Source organism: Schlesneria sphaerica, from assembly GCF_044336245.1.
GTDB classification, from domain to species: domain Bacteria; phylum Planctomycetota; class Planctomycetia; order Planctomycetales; family Planctomycetaceae; genus Schlesneria; species Schlesneria sphaerica.
In genome coordinates this window covers 1-16,149 of sequence record NZ_CP172346.1, presented here as the reverse complement: position 1 = coordinate 16,149, position 16,149 = coordinate 1, and the positions used below count along the sequence as shown (strand labels likewise).

The window sequence follows — 16,149 nt, the reverse complement described above, 5'->3', positions numbered from 1 at the left end:
TCTGGCCTCTCTCCTCATCAATTCGGGGGAGAGAGGCCACGTATCGAGCACTTGCAGAAGCGAAACTGCACAGCGATTGACTCAGCGCCTCACAATTATCTGCATTCCGGCCGACGCGGCAGGAGCGTACGTTTCGCTACCGCGTGTGACGGAGTTCAAACACGAATCAGTCACGCCGCGGATCGCGCTGCGAGAACAAGTGCGCTTTCCAGTAGTGGACGGTCTTTGCAATCGCCGTGATGACATTCTTGATTTCTCGTTTGACGGTAAACCTGGGGCCGGCGGGGAGATACAAAATATCCCCTTCGCGTCGTACCACCACGTTCTCGACGATGATCGCACGCATCAGCCAGACCGCCATCTCTTCGCTCTCGCAGATCACGCCAACCCATCCGGGACTGCGACTGGTGATCAGGGGCAGTCCCGTCACCATGCGAATCCCTCGTTCGATCTCTCGCACGACAGCTCGATATTCTTCGGGTTCTGCCAGAACTTCGGCAGCCGTGACCGCCTCCAGCAACGTTCCTCGATGTGGTGGCCCCCCCGCGAGGGCCAGATCACAGAAACTCGTCCAGATTTCGTCCCAAGCTACGTTCCCATCACTGTCATACTTCAGGCCGGCCGTTCCCATCGAAGTTGGGGCAACGCTCTCATACTGCCCTTGATATTCCGGGGGCAACATTGAGTTCAGCTTGCGGTCCAGTTCCTCAAGCTCGCGAGCAGCTTCAGGCGTCATCTCCGCCTCGCTTACCCGGTTCTTGCCGGCAAGCAACTCAACATTCTTCAACTGTGAAACGAACTCCAGATACAACTGCAGCGACGCATCAGAACAGCCTTCCTGCTGCTTACTTGATAACCGATCGAGCAGGCTCGGATGCACGAGTGACGGGCTGACGATGGAGACGGTGACCCCCAACGGTCGCGCGACTTCGAGAGATTCTCTCTCAAGATCAGCGTGTGACTCCCCGTCGCCAAGCCACGTAACGATCAGCACGTGTCGGGCCCCCTCCCTTGCTGCGTGAGTGATCGCACGGGAGACGCCGGGACGAGCTTCATTCCAAAAGGCATACGTCGCACTTGGACCGGGCAGTTCGCGAGAGAGCAGGTATGCAATTCTCGGCAGATCTGCATTTGCGATCGGGTCACGAGTTCCATGTCCGACAACCACCGGTCCCACGGTTGACGGTTCATACCCAGCCTGAACAGTCGATTCGGTGGCAATTTGTTTCAGCCAATCGGTCCACTCCAGCCATGACAAGGGTGCTGCCGCATGGAAATGGACGTCCGACACGGCCCCTCTGATGGCGAGTAACATTCGAGCAAGGGGCAGCGACTCATTGAGGTGACTCGTCCCTAACGGCAGGACGACGATCCGACGAAGGCCTTTCTTCACGAACGACTGAACGAGCGAGATAGCCGATTCGACCGGATCGTCAAGAAAGCAGACTCCTGCAGCCTGTCCCAGGCGGGTTTCCAGGGCCGTGGCCAAACTGATGATGTCTGAACGATTCCACTGCGTCCCAAACTCGACCGGAATCACGATTGTACCGGACTTCGACGTCATATCGCTTCGCCTCAAGATACGAGCCTGAATCAGAAATCGGCAACAATTGCAGCACTTCCAGCCGTGCTGATGTCGTCATCGATTGCTCAAGATGAAATAGGAAAATGGTCTCAGACACTGGTTTTCCATGCCTGGTTTGTACGGGAAGGAGTGACCCTTGAAAAGCGATTGCATTTCTGATCGGGCCGCTCACCCCTCGCTGCGGACTGCAAAGGCAACGTTTATTGAACGCCCTCCACCCCATCTCGTAAACCGCCAACGTGCCAGCGCGTTTAAAACTGATCCACTATTCACGGACTTATGGAGCTTTCACAGCAAGGAGTATCAAGTTTGCGTCAGTAAACGTCGAAGTTGATGATTCCGGTGACTCTACCGGATATTTCGTTTGTAACGTCCCTGACAGTACCGTCGGAGAAAGATGTCGGAAACGGCCGCCTGAACAAAAGAATCGCTCATCTCAATGTTCGCTCGCCGCAGCGGAGCTTCCGTCGCCAGTTCATGCTACCGGGAGGCCCTTCATTCACGGGAAGCGAGCGTTGCTGGTGCTCGGCGAAACCCGTCATGTCAATTTGTGCTCATGCTTGTTTCCCAAGTCGTTCAGGTGACTGGACAAAGAGATCCCGCAAGTTCTTTTCATGGTCCACCGGTGCTTCTTCCAGCATGGTCGCACCGTGACACATGAGAATCCTGGCCAATCCCTTGCCGCTTCTGACTGTATTATGGCACTGTTTTCGATGAGAGGTGTATCTCAATGAAGTACCTGATCATGGGGGTGCTCACCGCATCCTGGTTGGGATTCTGGACCGAAGTCGCTTCAGCTCAGCGAACTTCCGATCGTGCCGTCCGGCGAGCCTCCGCCATCGACGAATCTGCCGACAGTGACGATCCTTCCGTTTTCAATAACCTCCCTGAACCGGCACTTCCCCCGGGTTCGCTGAATGATGTTCCCGCAGGAACCGATCCCGGGGTTCCGCCGACGTTCTTTGAACTGAGTTCCGATGCGGCCCCGCCATCCACTCGGTTTGGGGCGTATGGTGATACCTACGACGATCCTCGAGGATTCAAGTATTCCTGGAATCCCGACCAATGGGCCAAAGTGGGTGCGGCACTCCGTGCCTCATTTAACTCGCAAACTCGTCCCTCGCCGAATGACCTCGGCAGCTATTTCACGCTGAACAATATGCGACTGCTGACAAGTGGTCAGGTCACAAAATATGTCGGGTTCGAACTCAACTCGGATATCAATCTTTCGGAAACGGTTACTCCACAGGCACTGACCGTCCCGACGTCCTTCAGCCTGCTGGATGCCATCCTCAAACTGGAGACGAGTGACTACTTCAACGTCTGGCTGGGACAATTCCTGCCGCCGTCTGACCGCTCAAACATCGACGGACCTTTCTTCGTGAACGGCTGGGATGTTCCTTTCGTCTCCAACTATCCGCAAATCATCGATGGTCGTCAGATGGGGGGTGCCTACTGGGGCACCTGGCAAGGGGGAAAGATCAAGTGGAGCGTCGGTGCCTTCAACGGAACCGGTGCATCCCTGCTGTCGCCGTACACAAACCCTCCTGACAGCCCCCCCAATCCCAGCGGAAATATCCAGTTCGATGCCCGCGTCACCGTTAACTTTCTCGACCCTGAACCCGGCTACTACCACCAAAGCTCCTACTACGGCAAAAAAGACATTCTCGCCCTGGGTTTTGCCGTCCAGACTCAACGTCACGCACTGGGAACCGCCGAGGACCCGCGTAACTTCACGGGTGTCAGCCTCGACGCTCTCTTCGAAACGACGCTGGCCAACGATGGCGTGATCACCGTCGAAGGGGCGGTCTATCGTTATGACAATCAAGATCTTCCCACCAGCGGTCAGCAGGGGGATTGTGGTTTCATTTACGTCGGCTACATCATCCCGCAAGACCTGTCAGTCGGCCCCGTCCGAGGACGATTGCGACCCTTCACCCGCTACCAGCAATACAACCACGACTTCGAAGAAGCCTCCACGGGACTTTACTCCCGCGCACTGGATCTCGGTGTCGAATACGTCATCAACGGTCCCAATGCACGAGTCCTTGCTCTGTGGAGTGATCGCGGCGTTGTCAACAGCCCCTCAGTCCAGGTCTTCACCCTCGGAGCCTCCATGGTCTTCTGAGGGAATCCCGTCTTCCCTTTCTCATCGTCTCGCTCACCAAAAACCGCTGTGCGCAGAATACCTCCGTTGTTCGCGCGTGCATCGCGCTACAAACTGATGCCGCGTACTTCAAGGTCGACTCAGCAGAGCAGGGGACGGTTGGAACGACTGGTCTCGCGGGGTCCCCCCCCGAAAATCAAACGCCCCCACTCCACGTAAAAGACTGTGAGTTATCGGGACCCGAAAGCAGAGCGGATCGAGTCCTCGCGGATTCTGTCTCGCACGGTGCCACAGTCAGCGTTGAATTTCTCTTACCGTCGTGCCGCCTGAAGCACGACCTTCACCCGGATTTGTGAGCTGCCACGTAACAGTAGAATCGAAACTTCGTCGCCGGGCTTTTTCCCATCCAATGCCTTCGCCATATCGTTGGCACTCCGAATCGGCCGCCCTGCAACCTCGATGATGATATCACCGAGATAGATCGTCCCGTCGACATCCCGGTACGTCCCCTGAATCCCCGCCGCCTCAGCGCCGGTTCCTTCGAAAACACGTTCCACCAGCGCCCCTTGCGCAACTCCCAGCCGGCGTGAGATCAAATCGTCGAATACTTTGAATCCGGGCACACCCTGCTCGATTCGTCCCGACTTGATCAGTTGAGGCACCACCTGGTTCACAATATCCACCGGGACAGCAAACCCGATTCCCGAGAAAGCCCCCGACTCGCTCACAATCATCGTGTTGACCCCGATCAGGCGACCAGCACTGTCGAGCAACGGTCCGCCCGAATTCCCCGGATTGATCGCGGCATCGGTTTGAATGACCCCTTCGATCGATCGACCATTCATCGACTTGATCTCGCGCCCCAGACCGCTGATGACACCTGTCGTCAGTGTCTGATCCAGTCCAAACGGACTACCGATCGCAAATACTTTCTGGCCCACCTGAAGAGTGGATGACTCACCAATCGCAACTTTCTTGAGCCGTCCCGGAGGCGTGTCAATCTTCAGTACCGCGATGTCCTTGTCCATTTCGTAACCGACGAGCGATGCTGTCCAGCTGCTATTGTCCGCCAGCATCACCTTGGCCGCACGTGCATTTCTGACCACGTGGTAGTTTGTCACGACATGCCCCGCGTCATCGTAGATAAACCCCGTTCCAGTCCCTTCCGGAACTTCCAGGGCTCGGAAATTCAGGCTGTCACGGCGAATCGACAACGTCGTAATGTGGACAACACTCGGTGACGCTTCCCGAAAGATTTCGATGGTCGACTTTTCGTCTTCGGAGAGGTCTCCGCGTGGAGTAATCGGCCGAGACTCGCGAGCAGCGCGCCCCCCAAAACCGGGCAGGTAACCCGCGTTCTGCAGCATCATTCCGGCGACTGCAAGCAGCAGAACGGAGACGAGCCACGCCGGAACAGTAGGCTGTTCGGGTGGAGTCCCCCCGGAATTCAACCGGTCACTCATTCTTCATTTCCTTGATCCTCTGTCCTTCGCCATGCGACTCACCCTCCGACTCGGGAGGAACAGCGGGGAATAATTTACCATCGGCGGTGGCAGCACCAGAATACGGCATTTCAGGTGATCTTGCTCCCCACCCATATTGCTGAGGCCACGCCACGCATGAATGAAACCGCCTTCATCCGACCATCACGGTTCGGGGAGTCGTGATTCACTGACCGGGACATTTTTCATCGTGACACTTCATCGCAATTGCACCGGCTGGCACTACCATCGTTCAACCGGCCCCGACGGGACAGGGATCACCAGTTCCGGCAACACTCCCGTACGAGTTCCCCGGGTGGGGCCTGAGGCCGCAATCTCCCGCACGGCCGCCACGAACTCATCCCGCGTCCGCGCGGTCTGCATCAGATTCCTCAGGGACGCACGCACGCACATCGCTTTCAGATACCAGTGAGCCATCTTGCGGAACGAAACAATCGCTCGCTCAGTCCCGCGCTGCTGCTCCAGATAGCCGAACTGCCGTAGTAACAGTTCCAGACGGTCCTCAAAATGCCCCGGAGGCGAATAGCTTCCCGTCGTTTCCCACTCCACAAACTGCCGGAAAATCCAGGGGTTTGCCAGTGCTCCCCGCCCCATCGAAATTCCGTGACAGCCCGTCTCCCGAAACATTCGCTCGCCGTCGGCGATGGAGCGGATGTCTCCGTTTCCAATTACCGGAATCCGCTCAACCGCTTCAACCACTTTCCGAATACCACTCAGATCAACGGTCCCGCTGAACCCCTGCTCGCGAGTGCGGCCGTGAATGGCAACCGCGGCAATGCCGACCTGTTCAAACTCTCGTGCGAACTGAGGAGCCGTCAATTGAGTACTGTCCCACCCCAGCCGCATCTTCACGGTGACAGGAATCTTCACCGCTTCCACGACCGTCCGAACCAGGTCGAGCGTACTGTCAACCCGGCACATCATGCTCGCTCCCGCTCCTCCTTTGGTAATTCGCTGAACGGGACAACCCATGTTGATGTCGATGGAATGCACACCGCGCGACTCTAGAAACTGCGAAGCATCCCGCATCACGATCGGATCGCTACCGAAAATCTGAACGGCAAAGGGACTATCCGCGGGACAGGTCTCAATCAGGTGCAGAGTCTTCCCGCTTCCATCCAGCAGCCCGCGCGCATTCACCAGATCGGTCGTCGCCAGCCCCACGCCCCCAATCTCACGCACAATCCGGCGGAACGGCAGGTTCGTGTAACCCGCCAGAGGCGAAAGCAGGTATCGGGACGACAGGGTGAGCGGCCCGTAACTCAGAGGAGGCAGCTTCGCAAGTCGTTGTCGGGCATCAGCATCTTGAATATCAGCAGGCATCAGCATCTGTCTGGAAAAGCAAAGGAAAATTCGTCAAGCAGGTGACAACCGGCTCCCGGCAACAGGGAGAGGAGCCGAACGGATGTTAACGCCCCAGCCCCGGAACAACCAACGATTCGCTTGCCGACATTCCAAGCCCAAAATATACTCAGAACCGTATCGACCAGCACAAAAACGGGATGTAGCTCAGCTTGGCTAGAGCGCTACGTTCGGGACGTAGAGGCCGCAGGTTCAAATCCTGTCATCCCGATTTTTTACAATCTATTGCTCAGTCGTAAGTTACGGCAACTGGCTATTAGGATGTGAGACGGTGTAGAGACTGGCGAATACCCTATATCTACCCCGCTTACTTCTTCAATCGGCACAGTGCGGTACGAAAGCAATTGCTTTCGAATACCCATTGAAAGGGACCGCACGTGTCAGCACGCAAAAAAGAGCCTGCGTATCATCATCATCGCGCAAGTGGTCAAGCACGCGTCAGAATTGACGGGAAGGACCATTATCTTGGTGAGTACGACTCCCCCCAGTCCCGCGAACTCTACGAAGACATGATCCGGGAGTGGAGGCAAGGCCAGCGCATATCAAACATATTGACGAGTAATAACTTGTGTAAGGAAGTCTGTGTTCATTGAGCATCGGATCATCTTTCCGCGGAGGCTGTCTTTGATGGGATGGCTCTTGAGCAGCGTGACCGCGAAACGCCTGAGCCAGCTGAGGTTGTTTCCCAGCGTCCGTTCGCGCGTGCGGCTATCGTCTTCGCGGAAGGTCACATCAAGCACCCAGTGCATCGATTCGATACTCCAGTGGCCGCGGACAGCCTCACTGAAGCGTTTGCCGCTGAAATAATGACTGCTGATGTAGTAACGAACCTCGCAACTTTGTGGTCCGTTCCCCTGTTGTGACAACCGCAATGAATAACCGATGGCCTTCACCCAAGGCCACTCTTTCTTCAGCGGGAAGTCTCCCGGGACTACGGTCAAGTAATAAGAGCGTTCATCGAATCGACCGTGCCCCTTCTCGTTTGTCTCATGACTGTGATACTTCAAATCGTCTAGGTCAGTCTCAAGATGTTTCGCAAAGTAGTCTTCTATCGCCTGGCTCAGTGTCGGTTGGTTGTCTTTCACTGCGATGACAAAATCGCCCCCGCCATCGACGATCTGTTTTGCAATCTCTTTCTGACAGCCCATCGCATCGATCGTAATCAACGAATTGGTGAGACCAATTTGGCGGAGAAGTTCAGGGATTGCTGTGATTTCATTCGATTTTGCCTCCGTGGCCACTTGTCCCAGGGCGATCCCTTCTTCGCTTGCCCAGGCGCTGACGATGTGCAGCGCACTCAGTCCCTCAGCAACAGAACGCGAACCTCGACACGTCTTCCCATCGATCGCAATCAAGCGTTTCTTATTCTCTTTACCATCCTCTTCGGAGGATATCAGCTGGCTGGCAATCCATTGCTGAAAGCACTTCTGAAACGCTTCGGGGCTAAGCACCATCAGCAAACGTCGAATGCAATCGCGCGAGGGGATGCCGTTGGGCAGCGGCAAGAATTCCGACAACCATTCCTGACGATTTGCTGCCCAGCGATGAATGGCTGTGGGACCGTCGCTTCCGCAGAGGATTCCGCAGACGGCGATCACGATAATGTCTCCCAACAGGTGCTTCCGATTCCGTTCATGCCGAGGATCCGAAAGCGACTCGAAGTAAGATCCAATCGACTCGACATTCACCAGCTTTTCCGCCATGAAAGGATGCCCCGCTCCCGAGCGGCTCATCTCGTCCTGTGTCGATCAACAGAGAGTCCCACGAGAAGTGCCATGTCTAACATGTACCAGCGCAAAGGTCTTTGCGCCAGTCTTCCCAAATCGCCTATCTATGCGCGCTGGCCGTGCCCAAAGGACCTGTTGAACGCAAAGTATTCAAACTTGGCAATCACTGAACGAAAGTGCAGATTATGCGACGCCCCGAAAGTGCCAGAATCTGGAATTACGCAATACGCGGCACTGAACGTGTTTCGATTCCGGATGGAGCGACTGAGCAGGACTTTGCTGACGGAACTGAAATTGTCCCCCGTCTTTATGCGTATCTCGCAGCGACAGAGACAACGTTGTTGAGATTCGTCGCTTTAAGATTAATCGCGCTCTGGACGCCGGAGGTTGCGTCTTTCGAACAAGACTTTCAATCGTACTGCACCATCCCAGGGACGGTGTATGTGGATGCTCCGCCGCTTTATTTGGAGAGAGATTGGGAGGGCACTGACGCCGTGCGAGCATGCGTGCGCGAATTGGAGGTCGAAGGTCTTATTCGCGAAGGTCGTCCTGATCCAATACCTCACGAGGAAGGAGTACTCAATTTAACGCAAGACTGGTCCACCGAGGAAAGTATTCATCTTTGCCTGACTGATAAAGGCGCTGCTGAGTGGCTGCACATTGAGAAGGATATCTTGAATGCTGAGTTTCATGTGTTTGGATGGTCGGAATACGGGTACGTTTGTGTGTCTACACGTCCGCCTTACAGATGTCTATTTGGGGACCTGATCGACGAATGCAATTTATTCAGTTGCACAGAAAGCGGCCCGAAGCAATGTCGGATCGATTATGTGCCGCAGTGGCGTGGATCGTGGTGGCGACCGATTGTCCCTGGTTATGTGACATTGTGTCCGGTGGGCAAAACAGTGATGGATCCAGCGGGTTCGATCTCGATTAGTTGATAAAGATGCCAAGCTCTGTCGCCTGTTGAAGATCTTTCGGCGGGTAGCAAATCTAATATACTCGACCGGCCTTGTTAAGAAGGTCATATCTGGACGAGTTGTCGGTATTTTTGCGAAAGCGTGAATCAGAGGGTCAGCGGGTATTCTGATTGGAGACGGATCGTCTGTCGATCGGTCCGGAGTATGTCTTTCACGACAAATTCAATCGTTTACTCTTTGAACACAGGTTCGATCTATTCGTCGAGCAGTTGTGCCAGCCGAACAACAAGAGGGGCGGTCGCCCCTCGATTTCTCCGGGCGTCTGCGTCCGGATGCTGATGATCGGTTACCTGAAAGGGATCGACTCTCCGCGGGAAATCGCCTCACAGTGTGAAGACTCCTTGGCGCTGCGGCGGTTCCTGGGGATCAGTCTGTCGGGAGAGACACCGGACCATTGCAGCCTGACCCGTCGTCAACTACATGGAAACGAGCGGGGTCGCACTCTGCAGAGGGTGAGGTCAGGGCCAGCGCGTACTAACTCTTGATTCCCATTAGTGTTTTGAGCATCACGTTATCATCCCACCCACATCTTCTGCGGTTCATGGCGACGCTTTTCTTGTTTTGCTGTTGCTTGAGCAGCGAAAGAGTATGTCGGTTGAGCCACGCCATGTTCTCCCGAAGTTGCTTTTCTCGGATGCGGGACTCGTCTTCTCGATACGTGACATCCAAGGTCCAGTGGCAACTGTTTTCAATCGACCAATGACTGCGAACGGCCTTGGCAAAGCACTTCACTCCCAAGGGGAGGCTACTGATAAAATACCGGATGTCGACGGTTTCCTTGCCTCCACGATCGACCATCGAGATGACCGCCCCTAACGTCTTCAGTGACGCCCAGCGATCAGCACCCGCAAGAACATCTGGAATGGGGAGTTGCACATAGGTACGTGTCTCGGTGCGACCATGTCCGGTCTCCGTCGTTGTGTGCCGACGAGCGTCCACATCGGCGAAATCCGTTTGCATCTGTTCTTCGAGATAATCCGTCGCTGCCTGGTACAAGGATCCTTGATTCCCTTTCAGAGCGAGAACATAGTCGGCCTTCGCCGCAATGATCTGTTTGGCGATCGCTGTCTGGGTTCCCATGGCGTCGATCGTAATGATCGCGCCTCGGAGATCGACGAGTTTCAATACCTCGGGAATCGCCGTGATTTCATTCGACTTCTCGTCAGTCGCGACTTGCCCAAGGCTCAAGCCCATTTCGCTGGCCCAGATGCTGACAGAATGCAGAGCCCCCAACCCCTTCTTCCGGTCATGGCTGCGGCGTAATGTTTTGCCGTCAATCGCCAGCAGCAATTGATCATGATCCAGAACCTCCGCCGCTGCGGCCCGTAAGGCCTCCAGCCATTGCGTGAAGCACGCCTGAAAGGCGCCGGGGTTCAACGACATCAGCACTCGACGAAAGACATCCTTGCGAGGAATACCCTGCGGCAAGTCGAGCAGACCCAGCAGGAAGTCCTTCTTCAGTTCTGCCCATTCCGCGATTCCCGTAGGGCCACTGCAACCACCCAGCACGGCCATGATGGAGATCACGATGACACTCACGAGGGGATGCTTCTGATTGATGGAAGAACGAGGATCCTCGAGCTCCGCGAAATACGGAATGATTTCATCCAAGCTCAGACGAACGCTACCAGAGTCTTTCTTCGCCATGATCCACCTTAATGCCGCAGCTCGCTTCTTGTCGCAAACAATCGCATCAAGGTATGATGATTAGACCCCTGGCGCAACTTACCCCATCTCACCTATTTACCGCCGAGTGAGCGCTGGCCCTGCCTCATACAGCCACCCCTCATTGTACAATTCCATCGCGGGCTCAATGAACTGTTTGTACGGCTCTGAGGGAGGTCGTTGGTCGCAGAACTTGGCCTTGAGTTCTTTCGCCGAACACCCGCTCCCGAAGCGACGGGCGACAATTTTCATGATGCCCGAGACCCGCGCCTTTTTCACGTTGAGCTCGTTAGCGATTTCGGTGAAGGAATGCCCTTTCTGGAGCATCTCCCAAGCCCGTAGCACTTGTGTCTCTTCCAGCGGAAGCACTCGAAAGTTCAGGACGATCTCGGGATTGGCGGAAGTGTCGGCTTCATCAGCCTGGAGAGTGACCGACAATTTCGAGAACTCCAGAGACTGAATCCTAAAAATGCCCCGCCAAAACTTGCGTTTACGACCTTCTTCCTCGATCAGTTCCAAGCGCATTGACTTGCCAAGTAAGCGCAATAACGCCCGATTCGCGGCTTCGACGTCTCCTTGCAGCATCACATGGAGCTCCTGCAACTGAGCGGTTACCCATTCATCGGAAGGCGGCGTTGGCATTTCCAGAGCTTGAGCTTGCACTCGTTCAAGCTCGCGTGTTGCTTCGGCTCGTTCGCGGCGTCGATCTTGCAGACGCAGTGTGATATCCGGGTCCGGTTGGTCTTCTGATTCGACTTGATCGAGCAAGCGTTGAACTCGACAATCCAAGCTTTGCAGCCGTTTACGCAAATCATCAACCGACGTCGGATTCTGATGTCGTAGTTCCTGCCAGATCTCTTCTGCGCGCTGAACCACGGCATCCCGCCATTCCGAGTTATTCAGCAGTCGTTGACTAATCTCGTTCAAAATCAGCCGCTCAGCCACGCGGCGTGGCAGCATCGTCTTGCAGTCGCAATCTCCATCACGTGCTCCGCAACACTGCAAATAATCGCCATGCGAGCCGGTCACGTGGAATTTGTTGCCACATGACGGGCATTCCATCAAACCCGTCAGCAGTTGGACCCGGTTGTGGCTGCCATCCGAGCCGCGCAGACGTCCCTTCGCATCTCGATAGGCTTCCATCTGACGAGCATTTTCATCTAATTGTTCCTGGGCCTCGATGAACAGATCGTTGTCGATGATCTGCAAGTCGTCGCGGTGGCGGGTCCATTTTTCACACTTTGATTCGGCCCTTTCGACTTGCGTCACTCGGCCTGTGGCGGGATCACGAATGTTTTCGCGTTGACCCCAAGGCCAGATGCCGACGTATTTCGGGCATCGCAGCATATTGACCACCAACTGATGACTCCACTTAGCGGTGGTCGAACGATGATCTTTCGGTACTCGTTGCTCATTAAGTTTGCGAACAATCCACTGAATCGAGCGAAATTCGATAACAAACCAATGAAACACTTGCCGCACCCAATATGCCTGGTCTTCGTTGATTTGATAGATCCGGCGGGCGACTTCATTGCCCGCTCGCCGGATCGTCTCTCCATTGGGTGACGGAACAGACGTGTACCCGAACCGCCAATCTCCGACACTAAATCCTTTTTCCACTGTTCCGATCTGACCATTCCGTACATTTTCAAGAAGAATGTTTAGGAATTCTTCATGAACGAGGCTAAAGATGGAAGCGATAGTGTTCCATCCATTCACGTCCGAGTCGATGTTCTCGACAACACAGATGACGCGAATCCGGTGGAGGTCGACCAGCTGGCGCATCAGTGTCTTCGTAATGACGGACTCACGAGCCAGACGACTCAAATTGTAAAAGTAAATCACCTGGATCTTGCCACTTGCCGCGTCTGCCAACAGCCGATCAAGCCCCTCGCGATGGAGCAAGGTTCCTGACACCGCCTCATCCTTGTAAATCGCGTCGTCATCGATCCGCATATGTTTGTCGGCTGCGTGCGCTCGACAGGAGCGAGCTTGATCTGTGATGCTCTTCTCGTCCTGCTGATTGCTGCTGTAACGGGCGTAGCAGACCACGATCCCTTCGCCATTGTTCCTGTTGGACTTGCGTCGACGAGCGCCGAGCCGTGAAATGACGATCGGGCTTATCTCACTTAATGCCGACTTCGAGCGCGGTGGAGTGGTTACAGTCTCTTTACCGCAACTGCTGGCGTTCCCGACGTTGACGACTGCCATCAGCACGAGATGCCATACCGCACACAATAATAGCACACATTCGACCGGCGTCAGCTGGAAGAGTTTGCTGAAAGTACCGCGGCGCCCATCCATTCCGCACGGGTTAGTCCGTCCCTTGGACGGCGTTGAACAACAAACCCGGTGAAGTTCCGTACGCCGTGCATAACCGTCTCCACTTCGACCGCCCAACTGACTTCCGCGGTAGGCGCAACACACAGCGTCGTCACTGATAGGTGAACTCAAACGCTTACGGCGGCGGGATGACAAGTTTGGCAGGAGTGGTGGAGGCGTCTCGATCGCGGGAGTGTGACGTGCTGAGAATGTGCTGGGCACGATCCCAAACAACACGCAATAGAGCCAAATGACCCAGACCAACCGGTAGCTGCGATTGGCTGAGTTGTTTGAACTTCGGCTTGCAAGGCGACGTGTCTTATGAGGTTGTATGTCCGGGTGGGCACGACTCCCTGCCTCAATGCCGTCAAAGTTGGTAGGGCGATTTGTTTTTTTGAAGTTCGACAGGTTTTTGGTGCGGGCGATCCTGTTCATAGGTGATTGTCTTCATCAGGCCGGCTTAAATGGCCCGATCGAAGTGCGTGAAATCGATTGGCGAGGAAACTACCCACAAGTGTTGGCTTGAGCGTAGAACTCATCTGCCGTGAACTCATGCACTTGCGCAATCGCCTCATGCAAAAGTTCTTCTGATGTCATGTCGTTAGGAAATGTCCATCGCCGGTCATCCCGATTTTTTTGGCCCTTAGGCCACAAAAATAGAGAGTAGATGGGAGAAAGTAGAGAGTAGAAAAGACCAAGATCGGAGTGGCTTCGCTTTGCGAACGAGGTACTTTTCCAGCTCGGTGGACTACTTTCTCCCATCTGCTCGGTCTACTTTCTACTCACCACTCTCTTGGCTGTTTGGCTTTCTTCCGCAGCATCCAGCAAATTCTCCTTGTCAGGAGACCTTCATGACCTTTGCTTTCGAGAAGCTGCTGGTCTACCAGAAGTCCGTCGACTTCGCGGACTCCGTTTGCGTCGTTACGGAACAGTTTCAACGCGGCTACGGTTTCCTCGTCGATCAACTCAACCGAGCCGCGTTATCGATTTCATCCAACATCGCCGAAGGGAACGGCCGCTTTACCAAAGCGGATCGCAAACATTTTTTCGGCATCGCACGAGGCTCCGTCCAAGAATGTGTCCCTCAACTTGAGCTCGCCAAACGTCGAGGTCTGATCGACGAGTCCAAACATGCCGAACTCAAGTCTCAGCTTGAAGAGATTTCGCGCATGCTATCGGGTTTGATCAACGGTCTTGAAAATCGAGAGACATAGAAACTCAGCTTGCACGCCATCCCAGAAAAGGTCCAATAGCCGTCCTGTCATTCCGACATCAAAGCCGGGGATTCTCGAGGGGACGGTCTCTTTGCCCAGTCTCAATCGACTGAGTTCGTCTTTCTGTCCAACTTCCACTCTGTCGTCTTTCATTGGAAGAGATCGATCGGTCCCGGGTCTTCGTCTACCTTCCGTCGAGGCCTCCTCAGTGTCGCAGCGCGGCCTCAGCTCGAGACATTCGCCGCTGTCCAAACGAGCACGCCTCGTCGTCCTGGGGCTCTGGTGAAAAGGGGGGACTGACTCTCCGTCGGTTTCGAAATCAACCGGAAAACGCATGGAACCAGGCGCCAGCCCACTTCATTCCAATTGCATTGAGTTGGCCACCCCGATCAAAGAGGCGAAGTGAACACTTCCTGTTGTGGATCTACATTAAATCACCTGGCCAGCTGGCCAGCCCCTCTCAAAAGCACATAACTCGTTATCCTTGCCACACATGGGACTGGCCACCGACTGGCCAGGGGCTGGCCAACTTGGCCAGCCGGATCCCCGCTTCTCTCCTCGGTATCAACATCTTGATCTTTCCTCCCTCACCGTTTTGACAGCGACTTCTTCAACACAACGAGTCTTAGCGGAGGACAGCACAACTGCGCATCGAAACCTCCCTCAAGACTGGGCGACGTCAAACGATCTTCGAAATGACCTATTCCAGCTTACGTACCAAAGACTCAGGCATGGAAATAGTGCAGCCTTCCAATCGATTAGAACATGGTTTCCCTGCGTCAGCGGCAGGAAGCTTTTGTCGCTGCGACGGGCTCGAGTACGGTTGGCGACGGGACCAGTCTTGCCGTTCCGCTCGTCGAGCGGTTATGGGGCCAGAAATCGATCGGCGGTCGATCGATGCTTCGTTGCCGTGTTGTTGGTCTTTGTGGCGGAGTTGCGGATTTGATCTCTTTTCGCTGCAGGACCATTGCCGGGGTTGGCGATCTCTGGGAGTTCTGGTTCAGACTGCTGAGCTGACGCCGACGTTGGACTGAAGTGGAGTCTGGAGTCTCCAGTCGATCCGCCATCGCCGCGCGAATCGGTTCAGATCGATGTCCGCAGCACAAGCGACGAGGGCGGCTTCATCGAGAAGTCCCACTGCCCGAAATCGGCTTTTGCCAGCATCGGCAGCGCTGTTGATGCTCGTGGTGGGCACGCATCCCCACAGTCTGACACAACAGCCGCAACTACCCGCCATTATCGCACCAACACAGGTCCATGGTTGCTCGGAGCTGCTTTTGACAAAATCGGTGACCGTCGCGCGAAAAACTGTTTGACAGTTCGGAACATTCCGATATATTTAACCAACACAAGTGAGGAACAGACCCATGGCAAATGCTGAACCACGACTGACCGAACTGGACGCGCTCGGGGAAGCGGCGGAGTGTCTTCGGGTGCTGGCCCATCCACATCGATTGCGGATGATCCAGATGCTCTTGTCGGGAAACTACACCGTCGGCGAATTGGCCGAAAGCTGTGATTTGCCTACGGCCATGGCGTCTGAGCACTTACGACTGATGCAGCGGTGCGGCTTCCTGGACAGCCAGAAAGATGGACGGAAAGTCTTCTACCGGGTCGTGGAACCGCATTTGAAGAATATCATGACGTGCATTGTGGAGCGTTTCGACAAAGCCGTCGCCAGCTAA

At 55.0% G+C, this 16,149-nt stretch carries 12 protein-coding genes and 1 tRNA gene; 6 read left to right on the top strand and 7 right to left on the bottom strand.

Annotated features, from left to right (window positions below):
• Nucleotides 1–166: 166 nt before the first annotated feature.
• Nucleotides 167–1,564: a sirohydrochlorin chelatase gene (locus ACGY09_RS00065; RefSeq protein ID WP_397570002.1), complete on the bottom strand. Its 1,398-nt coding sequence runs from the start codon at nucleotides 1,562–1,564 to the stop codon at nucleotides 167–169.
• A gap of 751 nt (nucleotides 1,565–2,315) precedes the next feature.
• Here ACGY09_RS00065 and ACGY09_RS00060 point away from each other — a divergent pair.
• A complete protein-coding gene (locus ACGY09_RS00060; protein WP_397570001.1) occupies nucleotides 2,316–3,713 on the top strand; it encodes a hypothetical protein in 1,398 nt (465 codons plus the stop codon).
• Nucleotides 3,714–4,003: 290 nt separating this feature from the next.
• Here the strand turns inward: ACGY09_RS00060 and ACGY09_RS00055 are convergent, their stop codons facing one another.
• Together ACGY09_RS00055 and dusB are read right to left on the bottom strand one after the other, a co-directional pair.
• Nucleotides 4,004–5,155: a S1C family serine protease gene (locus tag ACGY09_RS00055; RefSeq protein ID WP_397570000.1), complete on the bottom strand. Its 1,152-nt coding sequence runs from the start codon at nucleotides 5,153–5,155 to the stop codon at nucleotides 4,004–4,006.
• 261 nt (nucleotides 5,156–5,416) lie between these two features.
• Nucleotides 5,417–6,517, bottom strand: coding sequence for a tRNA dihydrouridine synthase DusB (dusB, locus tag ACGY09_RS00050; protein WP_397569999.1), 1,101 nt, complete (start codon nucleotides 6,515–6,517; stop codon nucleotides 5,417–5,419).
• A gap of 175 nt (nucleotides 6,518–6,692) precedes the next feature.
• On the opposite strand from dusB, the gene ACGY09_RS00045 reads away from it, so the two are divergent.
• Nucleotides 6,693–6,767, top strand: a tRNA-Pro gene (locus ACGY09_RS00045).
• A 331-nt stretch (nucleotides 6,768–7,098) separates the two neighbouring features.
• Here ACGY09_RS00045 and ACGY09_RS00040 read toward each other — a convergent pair.
• Nucleotides 7,099–8,289 (bottom strand): ISAs1 family transposase, encoded by a 1,191-nt coding sequence (locus ACGY09_RS00040; RefSeq protein ID WP_397568819.1) that lies wholly within the window; start codon nucleotides 8,287–8,289, stop codon nucleotides 7,099–7,101.
• A gap of 179 nt (nucleotides 8,290–8,468) precedes the next feature.
• Between ACGY09_RS00040 and ACGY09_RS00035 the strand changes: the two genes are divergently transcribed.
• Both ACGY09_RS00035 and ACGY09_RS00030 read left to right on the top strand, forming a co-directional pair.
• Nucleotides 8,469–9,224 carry a hypothetical protein gene (locus ACGY09_RS00035; RefSeq protein WP_397569998.1) on the top strand — a complete coding sequence of 252 codons (756 nt, stop codon included), beginning with the start codon at nucleotides 8,469–8,471 and terminating at the stop codon, nucleotides 9,222–9,224.
• 149 nt (nucleotides 9,225–9,373) lie between these two features.
• Complete coding sequence (locus tag ACGY09_RS00030; RefSeq protein ID WP_397569997.1) at nucleotides 9,374–9,748, top strand: transposase; 375 nt, start codon at nucleotides 9,374–9,376, stop codon at nucleotides 9,746–9,748.
• Here the strand turns inward: ACGY09_RS00030 and ACGY09_RS00025 are convergent.
• A complete protein-coding gene (locus ACGY09_RS00025; protein ID WP_397569996.1) occupies nucleotides 9,738–10,910 on the bottom strand; it encodes an ISAs1 family transposase in 1,173 nt (390 codons plus the stop codon). The genes ACGY09_RS00030 and ACGY09_RS00025 overlap by 11 nt on opposite strands.
• Nucleotides 10,911–11,006: 96 nt before the next feature.
• Nucleotides 11,007–13,139, bottom strand: coding sequence for a recombinase family protein (locus tag ACGY09_RS00020; RefSeq protein WP_397569995.1), 2,133 nt, complete (start codon nucleotides 13,137–13,139; stop codon nucleotides 11,007–11,009).
• A gap of 962 nt (nucleotides 13,140–14,101) precedes the next feature.
• Between ACGY09_RS00020 and ACGY09_RS00015 the strand changes: the two genes are divergently transcribed.
• On the top strand, nucleotides 14,102–14,464 hold the full coding sequence (locus ACGY09_RS00015; protein WP_373652123.1) for a four helix bundle protein: 363 nt from the start codon (nucleotides 14,102–14,104) through the stop codon (nucleotides 14,462–14,464).
• Nucleotides 14,465–15,464: 1,000 nt separating this feature from the next.
• Here the strand turns inward: ACGY09_RS00015 and ACGY09_RS00010 are convergent.
• Complete coding sequence (locus tag ACGY09_RS00010) at nucleotides 15,465–15,659, bottom strand: hypothetical protein (RefSeq protein ID WP_397569994.1); 195 nt, start codon at nucleotides 15,657–15,659, stop codon at nucleotides 15,465–15,467.
• 172 nt (nucleotides 15,660–15,831) lie between these two features.
• Between ACGY09_RS00010 and ACGY09_RS00005 the strand changes: the two genes are divergently transcribed.
• Entirely contained in the window at nucleotides 15,832–16,149 is a 318-nt protein-coding gene (locus tag ACGY09_RS00005; RefSeq protein ID WP_373652124.1) for an ArsR/SmtB family transcription factor, read from the top strand.

What these genes read in the sequence shown, in the direction of transcription:
- ACGY09_RS00035 (WP_397569998.1), top strand. Translation starts at nt 8,469, where the DNA reads ATGCGACGCCCCGAAAGTGCCAGAATCTGGAATTACGCAATACGCGGC.
- ACGY09_RS00005 (WP_373652124.1), top strand. Translation starts at nt 15,832, where the DNA reads ATGGCAAATGCTGAACCACGACTGACCGAACTGGACGCGCTCGGGGAA.
- ACGY09_RS00040 (WP_397568819.1), bottom strand. Translation starts at nt 8,289, where the DNA reads ATGAGCCGCTCGGGAGCGGGGCATCCTTTCATGGCGGAAAAGCTGGTG.
- ACGY09_RS00065 (WP_397570002.1), bottom strand. Translation starts at nt 1,564, where the DNA reads ATGACGTCGAAGTCCGGTACAATCGTGATTCCGGTCGAGTTTGGGACG.
- ACGY09_RS00020 (WP_397569995.1), bottom strand. Translation starts at nt 13,139, where the DNA reads ATGGCAGTCGTCAACGTCGGGAACGCCAGCAGTTGCGGTAAAGAGACT.
- ACGY09_RS00060 (WP_397570001.1), top strand. Translation starts at nt 2,316, where the DNA reads ATGAAGTACCTGATCATGGGGGTGCTCACCGCATCCTGGTTGGGATTC.
- ACGY09_RS00055 (WP_397570000.1), bottom strand. Translation starts at nt 5,155, where the DNA reads ATGAGTGACCGGTTGAATTCCGGGGGGACTCCACCCGAACAGCCTACT.
- ACGY09_RS00025 (WP_397569996.1), bottom strand. Translation starts at nt 10,910, where the DNA reads ATGGCGAAGAAAGACTCTGGTAGCGTTCGTCTGAGCTTGGATGAAATC.
- dusB (WP_397569999.1), bottom strand. Translation starts at nt 6,517, where the DNA reads ATGCCTGCTGATATTCAAGATGCTGATGCCCGACAACGACTTGCGAAG.
- ACGY09_RS00015 (WP_373652123.1), top strand. Translation starts at nt 14,102, where the DNA reads ATGACCTTTGCTTTCGAGAAGCTGCTGGTCTACCAGAAGTCCGTCGAC.